The organism is Mariniradius sediminis (genome assembly GCF_021491425.1).
In the GTDB taxonomy this organism is placed as follows: domain Bacteria; phylum Bacteroidota; class Bacteroidia; order Cytophagales; family Cyclobacteriaceae; genus Mariniradius; species Mariniradius saccharolyticus.
Map to the genome: position 1 here is coordinate 33,211 of NZ_JAKEVZ010000015.1, position 26,466 is coordinate 59,676.

Genomic DNA, 26,466 nt, shown 5'->3' on the forward strand with positions numbered 1-26,466 from the left:
TGGGTCGGATTGGGGGTCTAAAATAAGGCTTATCCCTTGGAGGTACTACCGGCTTGGCGGAAAATGTCGGGAATTAATTTGAGGCAAATCTGGTGCTCGCGGATGTGGATTTTGAAAAGTCGTTTGAAAATGGGAGGAAATCGCTTTTTTGAGCTGGTGTACCTTTCCTAAAAGTATTGAAGCAGCGATTGAAATCTTTGCAAAAACCAATCAAGGCGCATTTGGATCCAGTTGGATAGTCAGCGTTTCAAATCATCGTCAGGGTGACTTTGCGTGATATTTGATTTTCACCCATTCGGATAGTTTGGCAGTCGAGTCATGCCGAAATTCGAACAATTGTATTTTTGACAGTACAAATCTGTTCGAAAATTGTATCTTGAAATATACACTTCAAATCCCCATGAGAGCAAAAGCCACCATATTCTTTTTCTTCATTTGCATACGATTGGTAGGGCAGACGCTGGACTTACAAATAGTGAAAAGCGAGTTTATTTTCGGTGACGAACGCCCATTTCCCCAATGCCATGCCTCCACGATAGAGAAACTTGGCAACGGGGAATACATTTTGGCTTGGTTTGCGGGCTCCCATGAAAAAAACGACGATGTGGCAATTTGGACCGCCAAGGGCAAACCCGGGGCTTGGACCGCACCGAAGAAGCTCGCTAAAGTACGGAATGACCCCCACTGGAATCCGGTGCTTTTTTCGGCGCCGGATGGTCGCTTGTTGCTTTATTTCAAAGTAGGAAAAGAAATCGACGATTGGGAGACTTGGGTAATGGAATCTCTTGATAAGGGCGAAACTTGGTCCGCACCAAAAGAATTGGTGGCTGAAGATCGGGGAGGAAGGGGACCTGTCAGGAACCATATCCTTGTCCTATCAGACGGCACTTGGCTGGCACCGGCATCCGTGGAGAAAAACAGGGTTTGGAATGCTTTTGTTGATATTTCCACTGATGCGGGCAAATCTTGGCAGCGCACCGATACGCTGGCTTTAGATCGGCATTTGGTGCTTGGCGAGGGTGTGATCCAGCCCGCACTTTGGGAATCCGAGCCAGGCCATATCCACATGCTGCTCAGGTCGTCCACTGGGAAAATCGCAAGGGCGGATTCAAAGGATTTTGGAAGGACCTGGTCGCCCGTGTATTTGACTGATTTGCCCAACAACAACAGCGGTATCGACCTGGTCAAGATGCCCTCGGGTGTCATTGCCCTAGTATATAATCCCGTCTCCGGCAATTGGGGCAAACGCTACCCGATGCAGTTGGCGCTATCTTGGGATAATGGTGTAACCTGGCCGATCCAGCAGGAAATCGAAGCTGGATCGGGAGAAGATGAGTTTTCGTATCCATCGATCATCGAGGATGAAGGCGATTTGGTTTTTTGTTATACCTGGAACAGGCAGCGGATTCGCTTTGTGAAAGTCAAGTTGGAGTTCAGTCGAAACTAGCCGCCTTTGTTCTCCATGTGTATTGTAATTGAGGTTTTACGAAAAACATCGAAAGGGAATTTTCTCCATTTTCTAAACAAATAAAGGCTATTGCTCACGTTACAATTTTTAATCAGTATTGCTCTATAAACTGATCTTAAATTTGCATAAATTCAAATTTTTGGAATTTTCTCCTTTCTTCAGTTCTATGGACAATACACAACTAACTCCCGGGCCAAAGCCGTCGCAAATTCATTTCGTACTTCAGATTTTGGCATTGGGCATCTTGCTGCTTTTGTGTTTTTATATTATCCAGCCATTTATCACGTTGCTCATTTGGGGAAGTGTCTTGGCAATTTCATTTGGGCCACTTCACCATTTTCTCTCACGGAAAATGGGCGACCGACCAGGTTGGGCGGCAACCTTGCTGGTGGTGACATTGTTGCTGATTATCATCTTGCCTTCTGTCATGGTCATGCTAAATACCGTGGATGATTTCAAAACCTTGGTACATGCTTTTCAACATAATGACCTTCACCTGCCACCACCTTCTGAAAGTGTGGCATCCTGGCCTGTAATTGGACCAACACTTCATGGAATATGGACTGAAGCCTCTCAAAACCTATCCGCGACTTTTGTCAAACACCAGGACCAAATCAAGCCAGTGCTGCTCAAGTTTGTCGGGCTGGCGACGCATACAGCTTCAGGTATACTCATATTCACCCTTTCCATTATCGTCAGTGGGTTTATGATGACCTATTCGAAGTTGGAGGGAGAATTGGCCACCAAGTTTTTTACAAGGCTGGCCGGTAAATCGGGTGAAAGGATGGCGGACGACACTCGCTCCACGGTAATCGCCGTGGCGAAGGGGATATTGGGCGTGGCGGTAATCCAAGCGCTCTTTTGTGGATTGGGAATGTTTATTGCCGGGATTCCATTTGTGGGGATTTGGATCTTATTGTGCCTGATTTTGGCGGTGTTCCAAATCGGCTTGTTTCCAGTAAGTATCGGTGTGATCATTTACATTTGGATGCAGGATAGCACCGGAATGGCCATTTTCCTTACTGTTTGGATGCTCGTGGCGGGTGTTTTGGACAATTTCCTGAAGCCGATTTTATTGGGCAAAGGAGCCCCTGTGCCTGCCATGGTGGTGTTTTTGGGTTCGCTGGGTGGATTTCTCTACTCAGGGATTTTGGGATTGTTTACGGGAGCGATCGTGTTGACTTTGGGATACAAGCTGGCCAAAGCTTGGCTGGACGGTGAAATCTAATGGATTCACTCTTTAAGCAACTTTGTCTTCTATGTGCTGGAAGTGAACGCAGATAAGGGTATTTGTACTCCAGCCCCCCGGCTAATGCATTTGAATGACCTGATTCCCTATCGTTTTTATACCAAGGGTACATCGCCATTCCTTATTTTTAAGATTGTCTAAATCATTTCATTCCCAAAATCCGCAACAAAATTTCCGAAATGATTATTTTTCCATTTGTAATGACTCAGCGGCAGGATGACAGCCTGAGTCCAGTTCAGGATATGGAATCAAAAGCAAATCAGCCAAATCATTTCTTGTCGCAATTGAGATCGTGTAGCCGCATGCTTTTTGTGCTGGGGCTGATGATTGTTTTGAATCCCATGATTTTGGCATCCCCCCTACGGTCGGGTATGGTGAATCAAGATTCGGATTCTGTATCAGCAAAGTCTTTTTCGCGGCGCCTTCAGGAGATCGGCGATGCGGGGTATGTCAAAAACCTGGAAGAGTTTGAAACTACCCGGAATCAATCTGTGCAACGGAAAGTAATGGCTGAAATACGGCGGACGATTCAAGAAGCACGGAAATACCTTTCTGACGAGGTGGATTCTATCGGCGTAGAAAACCAGCTTTCCCAGATCAAGGCACAGCGCGAACTCGTGGAAAAGGGCGTATTTGAAGGGGATACGGTCATCCAATCCGATAGGAATCTCGGTGTGTCAGGTGCGATCTTGTCAGAACTGGAGCAAAAAACCCAAACAATCAGGGACAATATTACAGACCGTTCGGATCGGCTTTTCGGTTTGAGTTTCCAAATCGATTCCCTCTCGACAATTGAAGAGCTCTTTAGATTTTCCTCTGATTCGGCCATCGCGGCGACCTATGCCAAGAAGTTTGTATTGATCGCCAAGGAAATCGAGCCGACCTTCAACGACCTGCATGCTACCCTCGCTACGCTCGACAGATTACAGGCAAGCGTTGAGGCCGAGCTGATTTTGATCGAGGCCTCTATCCTTGAGATACAGAGAAAACGGGACGAGCTCAACAGCGGTATGTTTTCCACAGAGTCAAAGTGGTTTTCGCGTTCTGGTTTTTCGGATATTTCTTTTGGGGAAATCATCAAGATGTCCCACGAAAAGGAACTGATTGCCTTTAGCCTGTACTTTGAGATTTTTTCGTCCCGGATATATTTCTTGCTGTTGGTGGTATTGCTATTGGGTCTTTTCATCTATAACCTAAGGGTGAAATCCAAGGAGGAGGGATTTGCAGAGAATAAAGACAACCAGCAGCTCGTTCTCAAGAATCCTTTGCTTTCCGCTCTGATTATTGTGATTGGCGTTGCTCAATTTTTCTTCCCATCTCCACCATTTGTATTTCATTTTTTCCTGTGGATGCTCGCGGCATTGGCACTTACGGTTCTGTTTTTTCGGTTTTTGTCACGGTATTGGCTTGGGTTTTGGCTGGTCGTGTTGCTGATTTTTTTCCTTTCAAGCTCGCTGAATCTGGTGCTGGTTTTCACCCGGGTGGAGAAAATGCTAATGCTGCTGCTCTCGATGGTGGGTGTGGTCTATGGTTCATTGATTTTCTTGACAGGGAAAAGATCCGAACTCAAGGAAAAACGCATCCTCTATTTTGTCGGCTATATGGTTTTTATGCAGGCGCTGTCATTTTTGTTTTGCCTCTTTGGGAATTTGAATTTCGCCAAATCCCTGCTAGTCAGCGGCTATCTTGGCGTGGTATTGGGAGTGATTTTGCTTTGGACTGTGAGGTTGATCAACCAAATGCTCGGTCTTGCCTCATCGCTTTATAATAAACCTGACAAAAAGCTTTTCTTCATCAATTTTGACAAGATTGGCGAGAAGGTACATCCGATTTTTTATTTCTTATTGACGCTTGGTTGGCTGATTTTGGTGGGTAGAAACTTCTACACCTTTAACCTGGTTTCCGGGGGTTTCAATTTTTTCCTAAACACTCCGCGGGTTTTGGGTAGCTACGAGTTCACGATCAACGGTCTCTTGATCTTCTTCGTGATTTTGGTTATTTCCGTGATTCTGTCCCGAATTGTTTCGTTCTTCAGTGCGGATCCGGATGCCAATACCACCACGACCAAAAGAAAAAGCATCAGCTTGGGAAGCTGGCTATTGTTGGTACAGATATTTATCATCAGTATGGGCCTTTTCTTGGCTGTCGCTGCTTCGGGAGTTCCATTGGACAAGGTCACGATCGTATTGGGCGCATTGGGCGTAGGCATTGGTTTGGGCCTTCAGGGATTGTTCAATAACCTGGTGAGCGGGGTCATCATTGCCTTTGAAAACCCTGTCAAAGTGGGTGATTTGATCGAAATCAACGGAAAGCCAGGGGTGATGAAGTCGATCGGATTTCGCAGCAGTGTCGTCAATATGCTTGAGGGCGCCAGCATCATCATTCCCAACGGGGACCTGCTTAGCCAGCAGCTTGTCAATTGGACCATGGGACGGGGAAAGAAAGTCACTGTGGTAGTTGGGGTAGCTTACGGTACCAACTTGTCTGCAGCTTGTCTTTTGGTAAAGGGAATACTCACCAGTGACTCCAGGATACTCAGCTATCCTGCACCGAGGGTTTTACCAATGGAATTTGGAGATAGTCGCATTGACCTGGAAGTTTCCTTTTGGGTAAACAATTACCTTGAGGTCCCATTTGTCAAGGGCGATATCGTCCATCAGATCGACGTGATGTTCAAGGAAAAAGGAATCGTTATTCCGTTTCCGCAGCGCGATGTGCATTTATCCTCCGATGGGGATAATGGACGGGGGATCAAACCGTAGCATGCCCCGTCTCGCTTTTTACGGGGATGTTAACATAGCCTTCCAGATAGCGATGCAGCGCCTGTTCCGCTTTATTGGGGAAAAACAGGCTATTGAAATCGGGAGCCTGAAGCCAATGCTGCTAAATCAGTAAGGAATTACCTTTTCCCTTCCCAGGGCACATAGACAACCTTTTTTGTCTGAAAAAATTCCTCATGGAAATAGTCCTCCAGGTGAAAAGTAATATAACCTGTCCGCGTTTCCTCCATTTCTTCGTCCACATCGCCACCCTTAAGTAGGAGTAAGCCATTTTGGAGTTCGTTGAAATCTTCCTTCTTGAATTTTCCTTTGACCCAAGGCAGCATACTTGCAAACCTTGTAACTGCCCGGCTTACCACGAAATCATAGCGCCTGATGAGGGTTTCGACCCGTACTTGTTGGGCCTCGATGTTGGAAAGCTTCAATTGCTTGGCAACGTCTTTTACGACGCTGATCTTTTTGCCAATCGAATCCACCAAATGAAAATGGGTATCTGGAAACATGATCGCCAGCGGAACTCCCGGAAACCCGCCACCAGTACCCAAGTCAAGCACTTTGGTCCCCGGCTTGAATTGGATCACTTTGGCGATGCCCAATGAATGGAGCACGTGCCGCTCGTAGAAATGGGCCATGTCCTTTCGGGAAATCACGTTGATTTTTTCGTTCCAATCTTGGTACAAAGCCCCCAGCCGACTGAGTTTTTCGATTTGCTCTGCTGTCAGTTCGGGAAAATACTTGATGATGCTATCCATGCTGTCCATGGGTCAAAAATAGCGATTCGGACATTCAAAATGTGCGATTCCCGAATACCCAAAAACAAAAAGGTCGGAATTACCGACCTTTTGATGAAATATCTTGCCGCGATCAATTCTTGGAGGCTACGGGCTGCAGCTCGGCTTTGCTTGTTTTGATGTTGGCGATCAGGTTGTTTCCAACGTTCTTTCCTTTTTCGGAGCCATTGACTATGGCGGGCATATAGTGGATGCCACCATATAGCCTGCTGATAGCCGCTTCATCTGCAGCTTGTCTGAACGAGTCGAATTCCCGAATCGGCAATCCATAGGCGACTTCTGTGGAGTCCACAAAATGGAAAGGCTCTCCAAAGACGCTGGTCAATGTCTCCGCAGCGGCATTGGAAGCTACGCTGTGGCCACTGGTGTATTCAGGAAACGGAGGCGTTTGCAGCAGCGGAAGCCAATCTTCATCCATATACTTGTTGATGTACGTCTCAGGTCTGATGAGGATGCTGCGGTATTTTTCATCCCAACAGGCGATAAAGGCATCAAAAATGGCGATACTTGTCTTTGCCAAGGCCTCTGAGGTTTTCTTCCAGTCGGCATTTGCCGTTTTGGAAGCAATGGCAGCGATGCCCATCCAATGTCCGCCGGGTGTGATTTTCTTCGTGGCAAACATGACGTGGCCTTTCACATTCACTTTGTAGGGATTACAATCCCAGAAGTAGGCAATGTCACTTTGCTCTTTGGTCAGATTTTTCACCGTAGTGAATACTTCCTCGGCCTCTTTGTAGAATTGGCTCCCAGGTTCGGTCGAAAAGGGAGTAGGAGGTGCCACTTTAAATTGTGATGCAGAGTCCATAGTAAACGGCCTGATCTTGTTCCAATGCGGTTCTATACCTTCCATGTAGGCCGGTGGCGTTGGCTGCCAGGTATTTGGATCGTTGCGGACTGTATACTTTTCGTAAGACCGGCTTTCATGGTAATTGTCCTTTTTGGAGTAGGCGATCACGTGCGCGCCTACTTCTTCACCCAACTTTACAGATCTTTCAAACACATCTTCCGGAACCCCTTTCTCCATGATCTCCGCAAATGCCTTTTCCTTGTGTTCTTTCATGAGGTTTTCGGAAAAAATCAAAGCTGTCCCCACTTTGTAATAGGCAGCGAGCGAGGCCAAAGGATAGTAAATCTCCCCCGATGTATCAAAGCTCGCTTTCTCAAACCCTTTTAGCTGGCCCATCAGGCTTTGGTATTGTGGATCTGCCAAGGCTGTCACCTCATAGGCGGCGATGGAGGGATAGGCATAAATCCGGCTGGCGACCGGCGGCGAAAATATGTCGTGAATGATGACATCCGTGAGCTTCAGCTGGGCGGCAATCTGATAAGAGCCATCCGTAATGGCGGACTGGTAATCGGTTTTTTCCTTACAGGAGAACGCAAGCAGCACCATCCAAACCGCTGTCAGGAACTTTGGGAATAGGTTTTTCATACCAATAAACTTTTTGATTTTCTTCTTTTTGCAGTTTCCAATCTAAGAAACGCTTTGTTTGCGCGTGGGTTTTCGGCTTCAAAGCTACTTATTTCCATCCGAAACCTAGCGAATTTTGGCGGCAAAGGAACTGATTTTTAGCAGGTTTTCAGGGATTGATTTTCATAAAAACCGCGCTATCGTTGTTCCTGACAGCAATCAAGCATTTTTCTCCCTTGATCATGATCGGGGCGATTTTGCGGTATTCTCCCCAATACCTGGAGATATCGGGTGACAACTGCCTAGATTTCCATCCTCCCTTTGACCAGGTCAGCATCTGCACTGCTTGGGCGGAGCTTCTGCCCAAATCATTTCGGAATCCGTCGAAATTTCCTACCGTGATCAGTGACTTGGATCCATCGCCACTTTCAAGCAAAGCCATATCCCGGATCGGGCTGAACTGTGCTTCAACCGGGAAAGGCTCAAATTGGAAACCCTCTTCGCCCTTGTTCCACCAGATTCCGGATGACAGGTTTTTGACAGGTACTTTTCTGATTTGACCGAGCAGTTCCTTTTCAAGCAAATCCTCTGGGCCTGTTATCTGCGCGTAATCCACGTAGCTTTTGTGCTTTCTTTTGATCATCGGGATTTGCTTGATCAAATCATCCCGGGTAGCAAAGGGAACCAAATTTCCGCCCATATAGTGGAAAATCAAGTGATCTTCCTGTCCGTTGCCATCGACATCGTGGTGGTACAGCCAAAGTGGTTTTTCGGGCGATGCTTTCAGCTTTGTATTGAGCCCCAGAGCACCCACCAGGATTTCTGGTTTGCCGTCTCCATCGATGTCAGCTACCGAGACCGAATAATTCCAGCCACCCTGATCTGCCAGTTTTTCGTCGATCAATTCGAACGTGTTTCCTTGATTGAGGCCATAAACCTGGATTCCCATCCATTCTCCAACCAAAAGCAATTCTTTAGTCCCATCTCCATTGATATCGGCCCACAGCGCCTTTTGAACCATCCCGGGCCGAAAATCCGCTCCAAAGTATTGGTTTGTCGCTTCACGGAAAATGCCCCTGCCGTCATTGATGAGGAGGTAACTCGTCGGAATAGCACCATAATTTCCAGTGACGACCGATGCTCCGACAAAGATATCCGGTGCACCATCGCCGTTGACGTCGTGGACAGCTACCGTGGAGGTGTTTTCGCCAATCGGCGGCAAAGAATTCATGGAAAAGCGGAGATTGCCGGAACCATCATTGAGGAAAATCCGGTCGAAATTGAACATCTCGCCTTGCTTGTGCTCATTGCCGGCGCTTCCGATGTACAGGTCCAAATGCCCGTCACCATTGAAATCCGCGAACTCGGCTACCACATCCTCGGCAGGGCTCAATTGTTCGAATATCGGATTGGGGATTTTTTCAAAATCACCGTTTTTGGTTTGGAAGAAAAGGGAAGCTGCTTGCCCTTTGGCACCACCGAGGAAGATATCCTCCAAGCCATCTCCATTGACGTCGCCGACTGCCAAAGCGGGGCCTTCCGTGCCGTATTTCCTTGGCAAAAGATACTCACGCCGAAATTCATCCGTGTCAAAGTTTTCGGTGTGGCTCCAAGGCAGGGAATAGGGGAGGATTGTGAGCGAGGGATCCTTGTGTTTTGTAGGAAAAGGAGTTGTTTTACCCTTTCCTTGCTCCAGATTCACTTTTTGGTTGACAGATGGGACATTGAAGTGCTCGATGTTTTTTGCATCCCAGGCAACCAATACGGAGTCGATTTGGGATTTTTTTCCAAGGCCAAATGTCAAGGTGGTTGAAGGCCCGGATTGAAATCCCCGGGATGTACTCAGTGTCTGGTAAAATACCGTATCTCCAGCGTACACCCAAACCTGCGCGCCAAGCCCAAAGCGGTTGTAACCCGCAGCCTTCAAATCAATTTGGAGGAAATGATTGCCTAGCTTTTCCGCCTTGTTTTGATACACAAAGGCTTCCTGATCGGTATTGTTGATCACCAAGTCCAAGTCTCCGTCATTGTCCAAATCCGCATAGGCAGAGCCATTTGAATAACTTTCCTGTGCAAGTCCCCAAGAATCCGTGGCGGGCGAGAACTTCAGATTGCCCTCGTTTTTGAAGGCAAAATTCGGAAGCTTGACCGTGGGAAGCATATCGATTTGCTTTTGGGTCAGCTGCTCAGGACTGAGATTTGGTTCCGGTTCTTGGCTATACTGGATAAAGTCGAGATCGTTGGGCCGCTTCACGATGCCGTTGGTGACGTGGATATCGGCGAGTCCGTCATTGTCCATGTCAAATACCAGCGGCGACCAGCTCCAATCGGTGGCAAAAGTTTCGGTCAGCAACCCAACCTCGCTGAACCTGCCATCCCCGCGGTTGAGTTGAAGGTGGTTGCGGACATATTGGTCCCCGTAGCCGAGGGTCTTTTTGATCTGATAAACTTCCTGTTTGTCTTCCCCCACCGATTTCATCCATATCTGCGGATCCGCGGGCAACATATCGGTCGTGAAGATATCCGGCAGCCCATCTCCGTTGATGTCTGCGACGTCATTCCCCATGCTGTAGCGGGAAGTGTTGGAGATCATCTCCTTCAATGCCTCTCGAAAAGTCCCGTCCTGTTGGTTGAGGTAGAGGTAGTCATCCTCCGTAAAGTCATTGGAGACGTAGATGTCCATCCATCCGTCCGCATTGAAATCGCCGATTCCCACGCCCAAGCCAAAACCCAGGCTACTCGAGAGGATTCCGGCTTCGGCGGTGACTTCTACCATTCTGTTTTCACCTTGGGCAACCAAACTTCGGTAAAGCCTGTCTCCGCCTTTTTCGTCCTGATTGGTGAACTTGGTGTCGGCGTGGGAAAAAACCTCCGGCTTCTTGATCGAATGGTTGAGCAGGTACATGTCCAAATCCCCATCCTGGTCATAGTCAAAAAAGATTGAGTGCGTGGAAAAACCGACAAAATTCAATCCCCAATCAGCGGAAATTTCACGGAATGTCAGGTCACCTTGGTTGATATAGAGTCTGTTTTGACCCTTCAGGCCTTTGTAGTCCCCGACTTGGCAAACGTACAGATCCAAAAAGCCATCGCCGTTTACATCTGCCATGGTCACGCCAGTAGACCAGCCGCCTTCGCCAGTTACCTGCGCCGATTCGGTGATATCCTCAAATTGAAAGTTTCCCTTGTTGAGGTACAGTTTGTTGCTGCCTTGGTTGCTGGAAAAATAAATGTCCACCAAGCCATCATTGTTGAGGTCCCCAAGCGCTACCCCGCCACCGTTGTAGAAATAAAGGTATTCGAGGATATTAAGCTCCGGAGTGGATTGGAGGGTGTTTGAAAAAGAGATTCCAGTTGTTTCGGGCTTTTGCAGACTGAAAAGGCTTTCCTCTCTTGACTTTTTGGCACATCCAGTGGCCAACCAAACCACCGAAATTGCGAAGAACCACCTAGCAGTAACTGGTGAACAAATGATAACTCGAACATTTTTCGATAAATGGGAATAGTGTTGCCCCTTCATATTTGACTTCAAAACTCCCAAAACTCCACCCCTTCATTGTTTTTCAACACCATCAGCAGCCTTTGGCCCTTGATGCTGACAAGCTGCAAATCCCGGATATCCCCGTGGAGCTGAAGTCCATGGTCACGGTTGTGCCAATAGGTAAACGTACCGTCGCCTTTTCCCAAAAGGATTTCGCCATAGCTTGCGTCATATTGGCCCACTTCGGGCTTCGCCCCCTTCAGGTTACCGCCCATGACGATATCCTGATGGCCGTCCCCATTGATATCCGCAACCAATGAGGTGTACATCCAAGATCGCTGTGCCATCCGAGGCAATTCCTGTACCTTGAATTTTCCGTTTCCTTCGTTGATCAGCACGGCTGATTGGAAGAAATTGGCTTCCTGCATGACTGCGTTGCGCAACTGGTTAGGTTCGAAAATATCTTCCAGCATTTGGGTTTTGTAAGCGCTGTATTTCAAGTACTTTTTCTTAATCGATGGCACCTGCCCTTCGAGCTGGTGTTTCAACGTAACGGGCACATGTCGACCGCCTTCTTTGTAGGTGAAAATATGCTCAATGGAGCCATTTTGGTCAAAGTCATTGACAAACATGCGGACAGGCCGCTCGGCTGTAGCTTTGAATCGGCTATTCAGACCGTGGTTACCCAACACAAAATCCGGCTTGCCATCCGCATTGAAGTCGCCGACGGCAATGGATTGGTACCAGCCTTTGTGGCTGGCCATTTCAGGCATTTCGATTTTTTCCAGCTTGGTGCCCGTATTTCTAAAGAAAGTCGGCGCCATCCATTCGCCTACCAAAACCAAATCCGTTTTTCCGTCGCCGTCGTAATCCACTACTTGGGCATCCGTCACCATGCCGATTTCTTTAAGCTCGGGAGCGAATTGTTCGGTCCGGTCGGTAAACTTGCCCTTCCCGTCGTTGACTAGTATATGTGAACTGGCATTGACGCCGTATACGAACGGAATCAACCGCGACCCTACAAAAAGATCCAAGGCCCCATCCCCGTTGATATCCATCGTACGGGCCACAGCGCTGCTGTTGGGCAGGGCCTGCAATCCGTTGTTTTCTGATTTCTTGAAGTTTCCCTTCCCGTCATTGATGTAAAGCCTGTCAATCAGATCAGGGGATCCAAATCCCGATTCATTTCCGCCCGAACAAACAAACAAATCGAGGCTTCCATCCCCATTGGCGTCGAAGAATAGGGCGTTGCGATCTTCCGAGATACGGTCAGCCCAGAAAGTTTCCCTATTGGATTCCTCGAAACCTGTGGCGGTCTGCAGGAACAGTTTTCCGGGAAACCCTTTCGCCCCACCGATAAAGACATCCTCAAGGCCATCCCCATTTACATCTGCCCAAGCGGCTTTTGGACCTTCCGTCGAAAGCAGGTGATAGGTGAGTCTGTCCCGGTCAAAATCCACCATGGTATTTTCAACATGACGGTAGTTGAGGACTTTTCCACTGTCAAGTTTGGTGAAAAGCGGTTCAGGCGCCTTTTTGAAGAAATCAAAATCGCTCGGTGCCTCTGACGCCTCCTCCCATTTCAGCTTAAGCATTTGGTCTGGAGAGACATCGCGCAGCAGGGTCATCTTGCCGTCCGGCCAGCGCACCTGGACTTCGTCGATTTTGGCAATTTCACCCAAGCCCGCGTGGGGCCTAGGATCCACCGAAGATTGGAAGCCGCGGTTGGGCATCTGCTCCAGGTAAATCTCCGTTTCGCCCGCTTTGATGCGGATTTGGGTGCCGACAGCGGCGGTATTACCCAGCTTTCCGGTTAATTCAAACTTTATAAAATGCTGGTTGGGAGCCAATTCCCTGCTGCGGTTGCGGTAGAGGCTTATTGGATTGTTGACGTTGTTGATCACAAGGTCGAGCGCACCGTCATTGTCCAAATCCCCATATGCCGAACCGTTGGAATGGATGGGATCGCCCATGCCCCATTCGTGGATCACGTTTTCAAACACCAAATCCCCCTTGTTTTTGAAAGCATAATTGGAGATGGGGTTGATGGGCATCGGGTCAACGAGCGCACGATAGTCGACGCCTTGTTGGGAAATGATTTTTTGTTTCGTTTCATCGTTGTCGATAAAATTGAGGTAATCCAAGTCGGTCAGGTCTTTGTAGATGCCATTGGCGACGAAAATATCCTTCATGCCGTCATTGTCCATGTCGACCATCAGTGCCGCCCAGCTCCAATCTGTCGCCTCCACGTTGGCCATGCGCCCAAGGTCGGAAAAGGTCCCGTCACCGTTGTTGATATGGAGCATGTTGCGGGTGTATTGGTAGTGATAGCCGTGCTCCACGTTGAACTGGAACTTGTCCCAGCTCTCAAAGGAAGTAATCTGCTTGATCCGCTCTAGTGGCTCGGGAAGCATTTCGGTGACGAAAATGTCCAAAAAACCGTCGTTGTCGAGGTCGGCGATATCCGCACCCATCGAAGCAGCCGAGGTCGAGCGCATGTAGTCGGTAAGCTCTTCGGAGAATGTACCGTCTTGGTTGTTGATGTACAGGTAGTCACGCTCAAAGAAGTCGTTGGAAATAAAGATATCCATCCACCCATCGCGATTCACGTCGCCGATGGTGATACCCAAACCGAATCCGATGACGGAACCATATATCCCCGCTTCTTCCGATACATCGGTGAATTTTTCCCCATCATTTCTGAATAGCTTGTCACCGCCGACCGGGTCCCTTCTGGGTCGCTCGTTTTGCATCTTATTGAAACTGCCGATGGCCTGGTAGCTGTTGTTGAGCAGGTAAACGTCCAAATCTCCATCCTTGTCATAGTCAAAAAACACGGCATGGGTCGAAAAACCTTTGTCTGCCAGTCCGTATGCCTCAGCCTTTTCCGAAAACGTGCCGTCGCCGTTGTTGATAAACAGCTCGTTTTGCTTGTTGTCTCCGGCAATGTCCCCTGAGTTGCAGACGTAGATGTCCAGCCAGCCGTCACCGTTGACGTCGGCCATGGCCACGCCCGTACTCCAAGCCCTTGTACCCGCCACGCCCGCAGTCTCCGTCACATCCTGAAACTTGAAATTGCCTTTGTTGAGGTACAGGCGGTTGCCTTTTTGGTTGGCGGTGAGATAGACGTCCAGAAGGCCGTCATTGTTGACATCACCCAATGCCACGCCGCCACCGTTGTAGAAATTGCGGTAGGTAAAAATGTTGAACTTCTCGTCAAAGTCGAGATCGTTCCTGAAATCCAGGCCGGAGTCCGCGGCCTCGATCTTTTGGAACAAGGTTTCCTTTGGTGGCTCTTCCTTCTTCTTGCAGGCCCAGATACCGAAGGGAATAAGGGCCAGGCCCAATATCCTATTGAGATGCTTCATTTGCTTGGTTTATTCAGTTCCGTGATGTCCTTTACGCGCAGGTCGAGCATTTCGGCACGGACGGTTTTGATGTCTTTGATGAATACCCTTATCAGGCGGTTGCCATCGATCTTGACCATGGCCCTGACAGTTTTGTCTTTATTGGTGATTTCCTTGAATCCCGTTCCGTACCAGTTTTCAAACAGCCCCACCACATCGGCCAAGAGTTTGTCCTTGGTGTATTCTTCATTTGTCGGGAACCAGTCTGTGTAGATGAACTCTATCGGCATAAAGAACAGTCGGTCCTCCTCAAAATCCGGATAAAAAAACATATCGACTTTTTTTCCGGATGGCATTTCAGGATGATAAAGCACCTGCAGGTGGTGCGGCCCGTTGATGAGTACGCCATTTTTGTTGTGTTCGGCACATGTTTCAAAGAATTCCCTCTTGACCATACCAAACCTGATTCCGAGAAACAAGTCCTCGGCGACCACGCCTGAAGCCTCGGCCTCTTCCTTCATCTTTTGATAGTCTGACTTGCAGGAAAACAAGCCCACGAGAACCAGTGCAAAAAGGACGGATTTTTTTAAAATACTCATTTTGATAATCTTGGTTTTTCATTCATTTTGAAGAACAACATCGTATCGTTGTTGCGGGCTACGGCAAAATACTTGCCTTTGGAACCGCGGATGGTACGCATGCTGCGGATTTCGCCTGGCACAAAGAAGCCTGACTCGTCGGCAGGGATATGTCTGATGTTACCTTCTTTGTCCAGGATGAAATGCCAGCCGTAGCTACCCATTTGAATTCCCAATTCTGGCTTTATTCTGCTTTGGTTGCCACCTGCGAACAAGTGCAATTGCCCATCGCTATCCGATTCGGCATGAAAGGCATAGACCGCACTGTACTGCAACACCTCTGGGATTTTTACACTTGCAAAGGTAGCATTTCCCCCTTGGATGTACATGCGCGACTCCAAGGTATGCACTTCCCAAATCTTGGAACGTTGCAGCAAATCCTCCGGAAAAAGGTCCTGGATGGTCTTGTCTTTGTATGCGGCGTAGTTCAGTAGGTTTTTGCGCAAAGCGGGCAATTGTTTGAGCAGCGTGTTTTTCAAAACGATCGGATAGGCTTTGTCGCCTTCATATTGGGTAATGATTTGTTCAACGCTTCCGTTTTGGTCAAAGTCGTTGACATACATCCGCAGCGGTTTGTCCGCGGAAGCCTGCAAACGCGAATTGGTACCCATATTGCCAAGCAGCAAATCGGTCTTTCCGTCTGCATTCCAATCGCCCGCCAAGATGCAGTTCCAAAACCCACCTGTCTTTCCAAAGCCCATTTCTATCGAGGTTTCCACGAATTTGCCCTGACGTTCGCTGAATACATGGATCGGCATCCAATCGCCGACCACTACGATTTCGATGTGCCCATCACCGTCCAAATCTCCCGTCCAAGCATCACGCGCCATGCCCATGCCCTTAAATCCGGGCGCCAGCGCAGCAGTTTTATCCAGGAAATTTCCGTCGCCTTGATTTTCCAACAGTACCAGATCCCCACCGACTCCATAGGCGAAGGGGATAGTTCGGGTACCGACTAGGAGATCGGGTTTTCCATCTTTGTTGAAATCAAGCGCCTTGACAAAGGCCGAACTTTCGAATCTAGGTGGCAGACTTTTGGGGGACAATTGAAGCTTCCCGTTTCCGTCGTTCAGGTACAGCCTGTCTTGGTACAGTGGATTGAGGTAGTTGAACTCCAAACTTCCGCTGACCACGTACAGGTCCAAGCGTCCGTCGGCATTGGCATCAAAAAAGAGCCCTTCCACGTCCTCGGGCTCTTCGGATTTCTCCAAAACCTGTGCTTCCCTGAAATTCCCGTTGGCATCCTGCATCCAAATCGTGGACGTCTGTCCTTTCGCTCCCGGCAGAAACAAGTCATCCCAGCCGTCGCCATTCAGGTCGGCGACCGCGATGCGCGGACCTTCATTGCTCGCCATTTGGAAGCGCAGCCTATCGCGGTCAAAATCCACGAAGCTGCTTTCCTCATGTTTCCAGGAAGGTGATGGGGTGGGGGAAACAAGGGTAGTCGGTACGGTCAGTGCGGGGCTTGGAATACTGGCTTCCGCCGGATTTATTTTCAGCACTTGGTTGGCAGCGACGGATTTCAGCACGCTTCTTTTTCCATGGGGCCAGTCCACCCAAATAGAGTCGACCAGTTTTAATGTATCCAAGCCAATATGCACCCTTTGGTCTACCGAAGACATGTACCCTTTCACAGGGTTGTTCTCCGCCAAAATCGTCTGATTCCCCACAAAAACCTGCACCAGCGCGCCATAATTTCCCTGTAAATCGAGCTGAAGGAAGTTCCTTTTGGAGATTTGGGGGCTGTTGTTTTGGTAGAGAAATACCTCCCCATTCAAGTTGTTGACGACAAGGTCGAGTGCGCCGTCATTGTTGAAATCCGCATAGGCAGCACCGGTCGAAAAAGTCAATTGCTCCATGCCGGATTGGGCTGCGATGTTTTCAAAATGGAAATTCCCCCTGTTGTGGAAAAGGTAATTCTGCAAGGGTGTGGAGGGTGCCTGTTCGAGAATTTTGGTAATCAGCACCGAATCCCGGCGGTATTGTTGGATCAAATCGGATTTATCCTCAAAATAGTCCACAAAGTCGAAATCCGTGAGATCCGTGACAATCCCGTTGGCAACGAAGATATCCCGGAGGCCATCGTTGTCCGCATCGAAAATCAATGCTCCCCAACTCCAGTCGGTGGCATGTACGCCAGAGAATCTTGCAATATCGACGAAATGGGATTCATTCGTACCCGGTTTCCAGCCGAGGTTGCGCTGAAGCGTATTGCGGGTGAATTGGTGAAAATACCCGGCTTTGATATTGGCTTGGTACTTGTCCCAATCCTCGAAAGGTGTTTTAGTCTTCACACGGTCCCAAGTCGCAGGAAGCATTTCGGTAACGAAGATGTCCTGCCAACCGTCATTGTCCAGGTCAGCGATATCCGCACCCATCGAACCCATGCTGATTTCGGTCATCGCGCTTTCCAAAACTTCGGAAAACGTGCCGTCTTGGTTGTTGATATAGAGGTAATCGCGCTCGAAAAAGTCATTGGAAACGTACAGATCCGGCCAACCGTCGCGGTTCAAATCCGCCGCGGTTACGCCCAAGCCATAGCCGATTGCGGAACCGTAAATCCCTGCCTGTTCGCTTACATCGGTGAATATTCCCCCATCATTTCGAAAGAGTTTATTGCCACCTTCCGGGTCGCGGACGGCGCGTTGACCCTCCCGCAGATCGTTCAAGCCAATCGAACGGCCCGAGTTGTTCAACAGATACATGTCGAGATCCCCGTCTCGATCGTAGTCAAAAAAAACAGCATGCTGGGAAAGTCCCTTTTCGGCGATGCCAAAGGCTTGGCCTTGTTCGGAAAAGGTCAAATCGCCATTGTTGATATAGAGGGCATTTTGACGGTTGTCGCCTTCCAGCGGACCGGACTTGCAGACATAGATATCCAGAAAACCATCCCCATTGATATCGGCCATGCTGACTCCTGTGGACCAAATGCCCTCGACCCAGAGTCCCGCTTTTTGGGTAATGTCTTCAAATTTGAAATCGCCTTTGTTGAGGTAAAGGCGATTCGGGGTTTGGTTGCCGGCAAGGAAAATATCGATCAGGCCATCGTTGTTGATGTCGCCGAGCGCGACTCCGGCTCCGTTGAAAAAATTGCGAAAAGTGTAAGGGTTGAATTTTTCGGTAAAGGAAAGATCATTTCTGAAATCAATCCCGGTATGGGATGATGGTAGTAAGGTAAAAAGCTTTGGGGAATCCGTGCGTTCGGGCGCTTTCTTGCATCCTGCCCAAAGGAATACCGCAAGGGGGAATAGCCACAAAGTGGGTCTTAATTGAAGTTTTTGGGAAATTCTGGATTGTATCATCGTATGGGTGTACCATAGACCTGCCTTTGATTCGCAGGTAGGAAGGGGCTTACTGTAGGCAATCGTAACGAGGAATCAGCCTGAGTTTGTGCTTTGCAAAGGTAAGATTTTGAAGGCGTAGAAACTAAAAAGAAGTGCACCTTAGTGCACTTCTTTCAGTATTTCCGATCGTAAGCCGGAGATTAATAACCTGGGTTTTGTCTCAGGTTAGGATTGGCTTGCAATTGGTTTTGTGGGATTGGGAACAGGTTCCTGAATGGCTGAGAAGCGTTTTTCTCCCACCAAGCATCGTTGAACTTTCCGAAACGAATCAAGTCAGACCTTCTGTGGCCTTCCGCAAACAGTTCCTTTCCTCTTTCCGCCAACAAGATATCGGCAGTCAAGGTGGTAAGTGGTGCTGCACTGGCCCTTGCTCTCACTTGGTTGACCAAAGCCAAAGCATCAGCGGTTCTACCAAGACGGAATGCGCATTCTGCTTTCATCAAGATGGCGTCTGCCAAACGATAAATTGGAAAATCATTGTCCAATGAGTTTGGTTGTCCAAGTGGCACTTCAAACTTATTGATTCTAGTACCCGCCTGACGAAGTGCATTCGGAGCCAGTTCGTTGATTCGTGGAGTAAAGATTAAGGTTGGACCATCTGGATCATTGGGCTCAACAGCGTTATCCAAGATCGGCGTCCTTCCATCAGCAGCGAACTGCTGCCCTTCCCTCAAACTGGCTCTTCTGGCATCACCAGGCTCAAAGCTATTGTAGAATTCCTCCAAAGCGGTATACCCATTCCATGGTTGTTCCTGCAACTGGAAGGTTGCTTGGTTACCATAGTGGAAGGTCATGTGGTGGATGTTGAAACCACCCGCATTATTCGCATCGTAAGGCAACGTAAAGATGTTTTCAGAAGAACTGCTGTTTCTTGCCGAGAAGTTTGCAAAGAAGTTAGGCTCCAGTGAATACCCTCCTGAATTAATCACTACATCGATCGCAGCTTCTGCCTCTGCCCATTTTGGAACACCTGTGTAAACCTCAGCATTCAAATACAATTTGGCCAAGATCATGTGAGCAGAGTAGTAGTTCAAATTCGTCTTCACGAAAGTTTTTGGCAACAAGTCTACGTTGTCCTTGATGCTGCTTTCGATGAAGTTGAATACCTCCTGACGGGTGTTTTGTGGTGGGTTACCTCCCCTGTCCGTTTCCAAAATAATTGGCACGTTTCCGAAGTTATCGATCAACCACAAATAAGCCAATGCCCTCAATATACGAAGTTCTGCGTTCAAGCCTTCGATCGTCGGATATTGGGACATTAGGATGTTGCATTGTGCCACAATCCCATAGCAGTATTGCCACGCACCATTGTAGGCACCATCGCCGACTGCCCAAAGGTGTCTATGGTTCCTCAACCAAATACCGCCATCTTCCCAGTCAGCACCTTTTTGCGGGATCGCCATATGGTCAGAAGATACTTCATTGATACTCCACATACCACCGTGTCCACCCCAGTTACCGATTACTGAGGCATAGGCGCCCTGTTTCAATACATCGATCAGTTCAGGCCGGGGACTTGCCGCTAATTCGTCTTGGGTCAATCCCGTCAGTACTTCTTGTTCCAGTTCCCAGCATGAGGTGGTAGCCAAAGCCACCAAGCCTCCCACACAAATTGATTTTACTAATCGTAACATATTTATCTTGAGTTTATGTTATTTAAACGTGATTGTCAAACCTGCAGTCCAGATTCTAGGCACAAAATAAGTGTTTCTCCTTTCGATACCTGGAGCAAGTGGATCGGGGTTGAATGGGTCCTGATTGTCGGTCCATCTTACTTCTGGATCTACACCGCTAAACTGGGTGATCGTGAAAAGGTTTTGCACCCCACCGTAAATTCTGAAATTGCTGATGCTGCTGGACCTGCTTGCTACGTTGTAGCCGATTTGGAGGTTATCCAACCTCATGAAATCGCCTCTTTCCAAATAAAGATCGGAGAAAGTAGGAGTCGAAGTCACCAAAGGAGAAATTGGTGTGTTTTTGGTAATTACTGAGTTCCATGTATTGGAAGCACCGTCTGCATTTTCATAGAAACCTCTGAAGGAGTTGTAAATCAAGTGACCCCAGCTACCTCTCAACAGGAAGTTCATATCCCATTTGCCGTAAGTGAATGAGTTTGAGAAACCGAAATCACCCGATGGCAAGCCACTTCCCAAATCTTCAAACTCCTCAGGTCTTTCCGTGCTGAGGATATATTCACCTCGTTCTGTCAGCCCAAGGAATCTAGGACCGTAGAACCGACCGACTTCCTGGCCTACTCGGTTCCAGACAATTTCGTTGTTGTTTTGTCCTGGAGAACCTGGAGTTGCTCTACGAATTTCAGGAAGGTTGATGGAACCTACACCGATTCGGTCGATGGTTGTTCTCCTGTACATTGTGAAGTTAAAGGAAGGTGTCCAATTGACGGGACCCAATTTCACGTTGTTCACATTGACCAAGAATTCAATACCCGCCTGGGAAAGATCACCAATGTTTGCCCAAATCGTCCCAGCAGAGTAGAAGTTTCCAGGATCAAATTCGTTGGGAAAACCCTGGGATACCTGAGCCTGGAATAGAAGGTCAGAAATTTTCCTGGAATATACGTCCAATGTACCGGTCACTTTTCCGTTCCAAACACCGTAATCGATACCCACGTTGAATTCCCTAGTAGTTTCCCATTTCAATTGTGGGTTAGGGTTACCTACTTGACGTGGAGCTACGAAGCCGTTGTTGAACGGATTGTCCGCATCCAAAGCAATACGGTTTCCGTTTTGGAACAAACCGATCGCCAAGGTTGGAGATGGTGGCAACTGACCAACTATACCATAAGATACTCTCGGCTTGAAGTTGCTGAAGATGCCCATGTCGAAGATTTGGGTCAAATCCGCACCAGCTGAGAAGGCAGGAAATACGCCTGTTTGGTTCTCTTTACCGAAGCCTGAGTAAGTTTCAGCCCGAACGGAAGCAGAGAAGAAGTAGGTGTTGTTATAGTTGAAGTTTGCCCTACCGAATACAGAATTCAATGTCGCGTTGGTAGCAAATGAACCTATATCTGCACCGTTACCGAATCTTACATAGCCACCACCCAAGTTATTGTAACTTTGGTCAAAAAGGAATCTTGTCGCAGATGCGTTGAAGCCTCTCTCCTTGAAGATTTGGGTTTCTCCACCAGCCAAGAAGGTGAAGTTCATGCGGTCAAAAATTTCATTTTCGTAGCGGATGGTACCATTCCAGATGGAAGTTGTGCGGTCAAACTGACGCTGTCCCGCCTGTCCACTACGTCCAAATCCAACGTTGAAGTCTTGCCAAGAATACCAATCCCCAGACAGCCTACTAAACCGATCCTCAGAGAATTGGGAAGCAATGGTAATTTTATCGGTCAAGTCAAACTCTAATCTATAGGAATAGATTGCACTCTTGATTTCGTTGGTAAACTGCTGCTGATTGATCAAGGCAACAGGGTTGAAATAGTCGAACAAATCTCTCTGGAAATAACCTCCGAATCTCCTATTTGCCAAAGCAAGTCTCGCTTCACGGTCTTGGGAAGATTCTTGTGGGTTGTAACCACTTTCCCAAACTGGTGCTGTTGGGTTATAGATAGTTGCATATCTTACTGCTTCTCCATTTACATCAGTAGTATTCGTATTGGTGTATGCCAAACTCACATTCATTCTCAACCTGTTATTCAGAGCTCCATGATTGAAATTGAAACGGGTGTTCAAAGTTTCCCGGTTTGTGCCCTTTACCACACCGTCGTTGTTACGGTAGTTGACGGAAACCAAATAGTTGGTATTGTCGAATCCACCGGTGACGGATGCGTTTACAGTCCCGTTGTAAGCTGTCTGAAGGATTTCATCTCTCCAATCAGTTCTCGAACCCCAATCGAATCCGCCACGCGCGACAAATTCCTCTGGCGAAAGCACTGGAATTAAATTGGAAGCGGTCTCCGCTGATCCAAACGTATTCAAAGTTACGTTAGCATAACCTTTTTTGGATGAACCTCTTTTTGTAGTGATCAGGATGACACCGGCCGCACCACGTGTACCATAGATCGCAGCGGCAGAGGCATCTTTCAATACGTCAAATGACTCGATATCATTGGGGTCAACTGCATCAAGTGAAGCGCCAATCACACCGTCCAATACGATCAAGGGAGATTGGGTAGCGCCAAAAGATGAAATACCCCTCAACCTCAAAGTGGCATCGGCATTTGGGTTACCACCTGGCCTGGTTACTGACAGACCGGCTACCTTACCTTGCAGCAATTGGGCTGGGTTGGGGAAGTTACCCCGGTTGAACTGCTCGGCACCTACATTGGTCACCGCAGAGGTGATTTCCTTCTTGTCCTGGGTACCGTAACCAATCACGACCGCTTCCTGAAGGCTTTGGATATCCTCCGCCAACTCGATGTTGAATACACTTTGGTTGCCGATGGCCACCTCTTGTGCGGTAAAGCCGACAAAGGAGAACACCAAGCTTTGGTCGCCAGGCTGTACATTGATGGAAAACTTGCCATCGAGATCAGTTGTGGTTCCTCTGGTAGTACCTTTGATGAGCACTGTTACTCCCGGTAGGGGATCCTTCAGGGTCGCGTCCAGGACGGTTCCTGTTACCTCCCGGCCTTGGGCATAGGCGGCACCGATGCTGATGACCATCAGCAGCCCGGCAATCGTCCACGCCTTTACTTTTTGTAAATAATTTCTCATAGGGTTTGTTGTTTTGAAAAAAACGAAATGGTTTGTATAGTTAATTTCAAGTCTAAAATGATTGTTTAAATTTTAATTTGCAATTTTTAACAAATGCCCAAGATTGCTTTTGGGAGAGGTCTTGTTAACAGAATAATGGTATTTTTTATGAATCGTTAAAGATATTTTATTTTTATTTCGGAATACGCAACCGAAAACGATTGAACTTTTCGAATAGTTAAAATTTTTCGATTTTATTAAAAATGTGAAAATCGGGCGGCTGCCTTGGAGCCTTTGCAATAAAATAGGGTTTTTGCCTCAAATTGGGAAAGGAAGCAACTTTTGTGTGTTTGCGTGCAACCTTCTGCCTGGAATGCGTATCTTTATCCCATGGGACTTTTTAGCAAGCAAAGATTGAGACAGGAACGAATGCGTTGGGGCAGCGTCATTTTGATTTGCGCATTTACGGTTTTGCTCTTTACGCCCGAGGAATCCAAGCGCTCCCTTGTGTACAAATTAACCAATCCTTGGAGTCTGCTGTCAGCAGAGCAGGAAAACCCCATCCTCCACTTGGTTTCCAAAATTGTCACCCCGACCTTTCCCGAAAAGATGCGGGAAGCGATTCCTTTGTAAGATTCTCCTGATATAGTTTTTTTCAACAAGGTCATTTCAAACATGCTCCTCCAAGACATATATATATATCCTATCAAATCCCTTGGCGGCATCCGCCTACCCAAAGCCAATCTGGAAGAGCGGGGCCTGCAATGGGACCGCCGCTGGATGCTGGTAGACGGGAAGGGGGATTTCCTCACCCAAAGGGTACATCCGTCTATGGCACTGCTGCAAGTGGAACTGAGGGCCGATGGCTTGCTGGTTTTTCATAAGCAGGACCCCACCAAGCGGATCAATATCCCCTTCACACCCCAATCCGAGGCCACCCGTCCCGTCACCGTATGGGATGACACGGTACTTGGGCAGGAGGTGAGCAAAGAGGTGGATGCATGGTTTTCCGAAATATTGGGAATGCCCTGTGGACTGGTCTGGATGCCCCCCAGCACGGAGCGAAAGATCGATGCGAAGTACGCGGTCAACAGTGAGTCGGTCGGCTTTGCCGATGCGATGCCTTACCTACTTATCGGGCAGAGCGCACTCGACGACCTCAACGCCAGGCTGCAATCGCCCGTCCCCATGGACCGTTTCCGTCCCAACCTCGTTTTTTCCGGCGGACCGGCCTATATCGACGATACCTGGGACAAGGTCAAGATCGGCGATGCCCTTTTCAAGATCACCAAACCCTGTGCCCGCTGCGTGCTGACCACGGTCGACCAAGCGACTGCCCAAAAAGGGAAAGAACCCCTTCGCACCCTGTCGACTTACCGGACGGTAGGTTCCAAGGTCCTCTTCGGACAAAACATGCTCCTGCTCGAAGGTGCCAGCATTGAAGTTGGCGCCGCGGTGGAAGGGATTCCATTCCTATAAAAATTACCCCGCGAAATAAAAAACGGGGTTTTCAACGATTCCTGCCATTTTCATCTGTGTACATCTGTGAAATCTGTGGTTTAAAAAAAAATGAACCACAGATGGCGCGGATTTTTACAGATAGAATTCCCAATCGCTTGTTTACTGGTTTTGGTAAATAAAGGTGGGATATCAGGTTTCCTATTTCAATAGGACTAGGCCCGGGATTCGGTAACATTTTTTATCTGTGCCTATCTGTGAAATCTGTGGTTGAAAAAAAGACCACAGATGGCGCGGATTTTCACATATAGAGTTCCCAATCGCTTGTTTACTGGTTTTGGTAAATAAAGGTCGGATATCAGGTTTCCTATTTCAATAGGACTAGGTCCGGGATTCGGTAACATTTTTTGTCGGTGTCCATCTGTGAAATCTGTGGTTGAAAAAAAAGACCACAGATGGCGCGGATTTTCACAGATAGAATTACCAATCGCTTGTTTACTGGTTTTGGTAAATAAAGATGGGATATCAGGTTTCCTAGTTCAATAGAACTAGATTCGGGATTCGGTAACATTTTTTGTCGGTGTCCATCTGTGAAATCTGTGGTTAAAAAAATTGAACCACAGATAGCACAGATTATCACAGATAAATTCACGAAGACTTCGGTTTTCTTTTCCAATAAATTGGCAATTTGACCGCCGTTTTTCACCTGCTCCTTTCTTTGAAATCCTTGGTTAACCCGAGATAGGCCTCAACGGTACTCCTTCACCGTCTGGATAAAGACCTTCACTTTTTCGGGGTCGATGTCGGGATATACGCCGTGGCCAAGATTGGCAATGTGGCGGCTACCGCGGAACTGATCCATCATCGCCTTGGTGGCCGCTTCCACTTGGCGGGCGCTGCCATAGAGTGCCGCGGGGTCAAGGTTTCCTTGCAGGGTCTTGTTCGGGCCGATCATTTCCCGCGATTCGGCAATCCCCATGTTCCAGTCGAGGCCGATGGTCTCACAGGCGAGCGCTGCCATTTCTTTTCTTGCAAAAAACGCCCCCTTGGCAAACACCGTCTTCGGCACTTGCGTAATCGCTTCGCAGATTTGGGAAATGTACCGCAGGGAAAACTCCCGGTAATGGTCCGGCGGCAAAATCCCCGCCCAGGAATCAAAGATCTGCACAAGATCCGCACCGGCTTGGATTTGTCCTTTCAGGTAATTGATCGTGCTGTCGGTGATCATTTGCAGCAATTGGTGGGAAAACTCCGGCTCGGTGTACAGCATGGCCCGGGACTTGGAAAAGGTTTTGCTACCCGAACCTTCGACCATATAGGCAAAAATCGTCCATGGCGCTCCCGCAAAACCAATCAGCGGTACACGGCCATGCAATGCTTTTTTGGTGATGCGGATCGCCTCCATCACATAGTGGAGGTCGTCGACTCCGTCTGCAATCCGCAGTTTCTTGAGGTCGGCCGGTGTCTTGACGGTCTCGGGAAACCAAGGCCCACGCTTTTCCTGCATTTCGTAGGGCAAGCCCATGGCCTCGGGAATCACCAGGATATCCGAAAAAATAATCGCCGCGTCCACGTCGAGGATATCCACAGGCTGTATGGTCACTTCCGCCGCCAACTCGGGCGTTTGGGCAAGTTCGATAAAGCCACTGACGCTTTCACGCACGGCACGGTATTCGGGCAGAATCCTGCCGGCTTGACGCATCAGCCATACGGGTGTTCGCTCGACGGGTTCTCCCTTTGCGGCCCGCAACAATAGGTCGTTTTTCAATTGCATGGCGCAAAGATAGAAGCAGCCCGGCAAAATTCACGGCTTGGGCTTAAAAATGGGGAAACAAAAA

Annotated in this window: 14 protein-coding genes; 5 read left to right on the forward strand and 9 right to left on the reverse strand. The window is 48.3% G+C overall.

Annotation, left to right across the window (positions count from 1 at the left end):
- Positions 1-400: 400 nt before the first annotated feature.
- The 3 genes from L0U89_RS16940 to L0U89_RS16950 all read left to right on the forward strand — a co-directional run bounded on the left by L0U89_RS16940 (position 401) and on the right by L0U89_RS16950 (position 5,479).
- Positions 401-1,447 carry a sialidase family protein gene (locus L0U89_RS16940; RefSeq protein ID WP_234862598.1) on the forward strand — a complete coding sequence of 349 codons (1,047 nt, stop codon included), beginning with the start codon at positions 401-403 and terminating at the stop codon, positions 1,445-1,447.
- Between the two features lie 187 nt (positions 1,448-1,634).
- Positions 1,635-2,696, forward strand: a complete 1,062-nt coding sequence (locus tag L0U89_RS16945; protein ID WP_234862599.1) for an AI-2E family transporter — start codon at positions 1,635-1,637, stop codon at positions 2,694-2,696.
- A gap of 200 nt (positions 2,697-2,896) precedes the next feature.
- Positions 2,897-5,479 (forward strand): mechanosensitive ion channel family protein, encoded by a 2,583-nt coding sequence (locus L0U89_RS16950; RefSeq protein ID WP_234862600.1) that lies wholly within the window; start codon positions 2,897-2,899, stop codon positions 5,477-5,479.
- A gap of 137 nt (positions 5,480-5,616) precedes the next feature.
- On the opposite strand, the gene rsmG is transcribed toward L0U89_RS16950, so the two are convergent.
- The 8 genes from rsmG to L0U89_RS16990 all read right to left on the reverse strand — a co-directional run bounded on the left by rsmG (position 5,617) and on the right by L0U89_RS16990 (position 23,191).
- Positions 5,617-6,249, reverse strand: a complete 633-nt coding sequence (gene rsmG, locus L0U89_RS16955; RefSeq protein ID WP_234862650.1) for a 16S rRNA (guanine(527)-N(7))-methyltransferase RsmG — start codon at positions 6,247-6,249, stop codon at positions 5,617-5,619.
- 112 nt (positions 6,250-6,361) lie between these two features.
- A complete protein-coding gene (locus L0U89_RS16960; protein ID WP_234862601.1) occupies positions 6,362-7,720 on the reverse strand; it encodes a vanadium-dependent haloperoxidase in 1,359 nt (452 codons plus the stop codon).
- Positions 7,721-7,868: 148 nt separating this feature from the next.
- Positions 7,869-11,129: a VCBS repeat-containing protein gene (locus tag L0U89_RS16965; RefSeq protein WP_234862602.1), complete on the reverse strand. Its 3,261-nt coding sequence runs from the start codon at positions 11,127-11,129 to the stop codon at positions 7,869-7,871.
- Between the two features lie 98 nt (positions 11,130-11,227).
- Complete coding sequence (locus tag L0U89_RS16970; protein WP_234862603.1) at positions 11,228-14,548, reverse strand: VCBS repeat-containing protein; 3,321 nt, start codon at positions 14,546-14,548, stop codon at positions 11,228-11,230.
- A complete protein-coding gene (locus tag L0U89_RS16975) occupies positions 14,545-15,126 on the reverse strand; it encodes a hypothetical protein (protein ID WP_234862604.1) in 582 nt (193 codons plus the stop codon). Before L0U89_RS16975 ends, L0U89_RS16970 begins: the two co-directional genes overlap by 4 nt.
- Positions 15,123-18,467 carry a VCBS repeat-containing protein gene (locus tag L0U89_RS16980; protein ID WP_234862605.1) on the reverse strand — a complete coding sequence of 1,115 codons (3,345 nt, stop codon included), beginning with the start codon at positions 18,465-18,467 and terminating at the stop codon, positions 15,123-15,125. Before L0U89_RS16980 ends, L0U89_RS16975 begins: the two co-directional genes overlap by 4 nt.
- 182 nt (positions 18,468-18,649) lie before the next feature.
- Complete coding sequence (locus L0U89_RS16985; protein WP_234862606.1) at positions 18,650-20,143, reverse strand: RagB/SusD family nutrient uptake outer membrane protein; 1,494 nt, start codon at positions 20,141-20,143, stop codon at positions 18,650-18,652.
- Between the two features lie 18 nt (positions 20,144-20,161).
- On the reverse strand, positions 20,162-23,191 hold the full coding sequence (locus tag L0U89_RS16990; protein ID WP_234862607.1) for a SusC/RagA family TonB-linked outer membrane protein: 3,030 nt from the start codon (positions 23,189-23,191) through the stop codon (positions 20,162-20,164).
- Between the two features lie 369 nt (positions 23,192-23,560).
- On the opposite strand from L0U89_RS16990, the gene L0U89_RS16995 reads away from it, so the two are divergent.
- Together L0U89_RS16995 and L0U89_RS17000 are read left to right on the forward strand one after the other, a co-directional pair.
- On the forward strand, positions 23,561-23,803 hold the full coding sequence (locus tag L0U89_RS16995) for a hypothetical protein (RefSeq protein ID WP_234862608.1): 243 nt from the start codon (positions 23,561-23,563) through the stop codon (positions 23,801-23,803).
- A 42-nt stretch (positions 23,804-23,845) separates the two neighbouring features.
- Positions 23,846-24,649 carry an MOSC domain-containing protein gene (locus L0U89_RS17000; protein WP_234862609.1) on the forward strand — a complete coding sequence of 268 codons (804 nt, stop codon included), beginning with the start codon at positions 23,846-23,848 and terminating at the stop codon, positions 24,647-24,649.
- A 727-nt stretch (positions 24,650-25,376) separates the two neighbouring features.
- On the opposite strand, the gene hemE is transcribed toward L0U89_RS17000, so the two are convergent.
- Positions 25,377-26,402, reverse strand: a complete 1,026-nt coding sequence (gene hemE, locus L0U89_RS17005) for a uroporphyrinogen decarboxylase (RefSeq protein ID WP_234862610.1) — start codon at positions 26,400-26,402, stop codon at positions 25,377-25,379.
- Positions 26,403-26,466: the final 64 nt, after the last annotated feature.

What these genes read in the sequence shown, in the direction of transcription:
- L0U89_RS16940 (WP_234862598.1), top strand. Translation starts at nt 401, where the DNA reads ATGAGAGCAAAAGCCACCATATTCTTTTTCTTCATTTGCATACGATTG.
- L0U89_RS16945 (WP_234862599.1), top strand. Translation starts at nt 1,635, where the DNA reads ATGGACAATACACAACTAACTCCCGGGCCAAAGCCGTCGCAAATTCAT.
- L0U89_RS16950 (WP_234862600.1), top strand. Translation starts at nt 2,897, where the DNA reads ATGATTATTTTTCCATTTGTAATGACTCAGCGGCAGGATGACAGCCTG.
- rsmG (WP_234862650.1), bottom strand. Translation starts at nt 6,249, where the DNA reads ATGGATAGCATCATCAAGTATTTTCCCGAACTGACAGCAGAGCAAATC.
- L0U89_RS16960 (WP_234862601.1), bottom strand. Translation starts at nt 7,720, where the DNA reads ATGAAAAACCTATTCCCAAAGTTCCTGACAGCGGTTTGGATGGTGCTG.
- L0U89_RS16970 (WP_234862603.1), bottom strand. Translation starts at nt 14,548, where the DNA reads ATGAAGCATCTCAATAGGATATTGGGCCTGGCCCTTATTCCCTTCGGT.
- L0U89_RS16975 (WP_234862604.1), bottom strand. Translation starts at nt 15,126, where the DNA reads ATGAGTATTTTAAAAAAATCCGTCCTTTTTGCACTGGTTCTCGTGGGC.
- L0U89_RS16980 (WP_234862605.1), bottom strand. Translation starts at nt 18,467, where the DNA reads ATGATACAATCCAGAATTTCCCAAAAACTTCAATTAAGACCCACTTTG.
- L0U89_RS16985 (WP_234862606.1), bottom strand. Translation starts at nt 20,143, where the DNA reads ATGTTACGATTAGTAAAATCAATTTGTGTGGGAGGCTTGGTGGCTTTG.
- L0U89_RS16990 (WP_234862607.1), bottom strand. Translation starts at nt 23,191, where the DNA reads ATGAGAAATTATTTACAAAAAGTAAAGGCGTGGACGATTGCCGGGCTG.
- L0U89_RS16995 (WP_234862608.1), top strand. Translation starts at nt 23,561, where the DNA reads ATGGGACTTTTTAGCAAGCAAAGATTGAGACAGGAACGAATGCGTTGG.
- L0U89_RS17000 (WP_234862609.1), top strand. Translation starts at nt 23,846, where the DNA reads ATGCTCCTCCAAGACATATATATATATCCTATCAAATCCCTTGGCGGC.
- hemE (WP_234862610.1), bottom strand. Translation starts at nt 26,402, where the DNA reads ATGCAATTGAAAAACGACCTATTGTTGCGGGCCGCAAAGGGAGAACCC.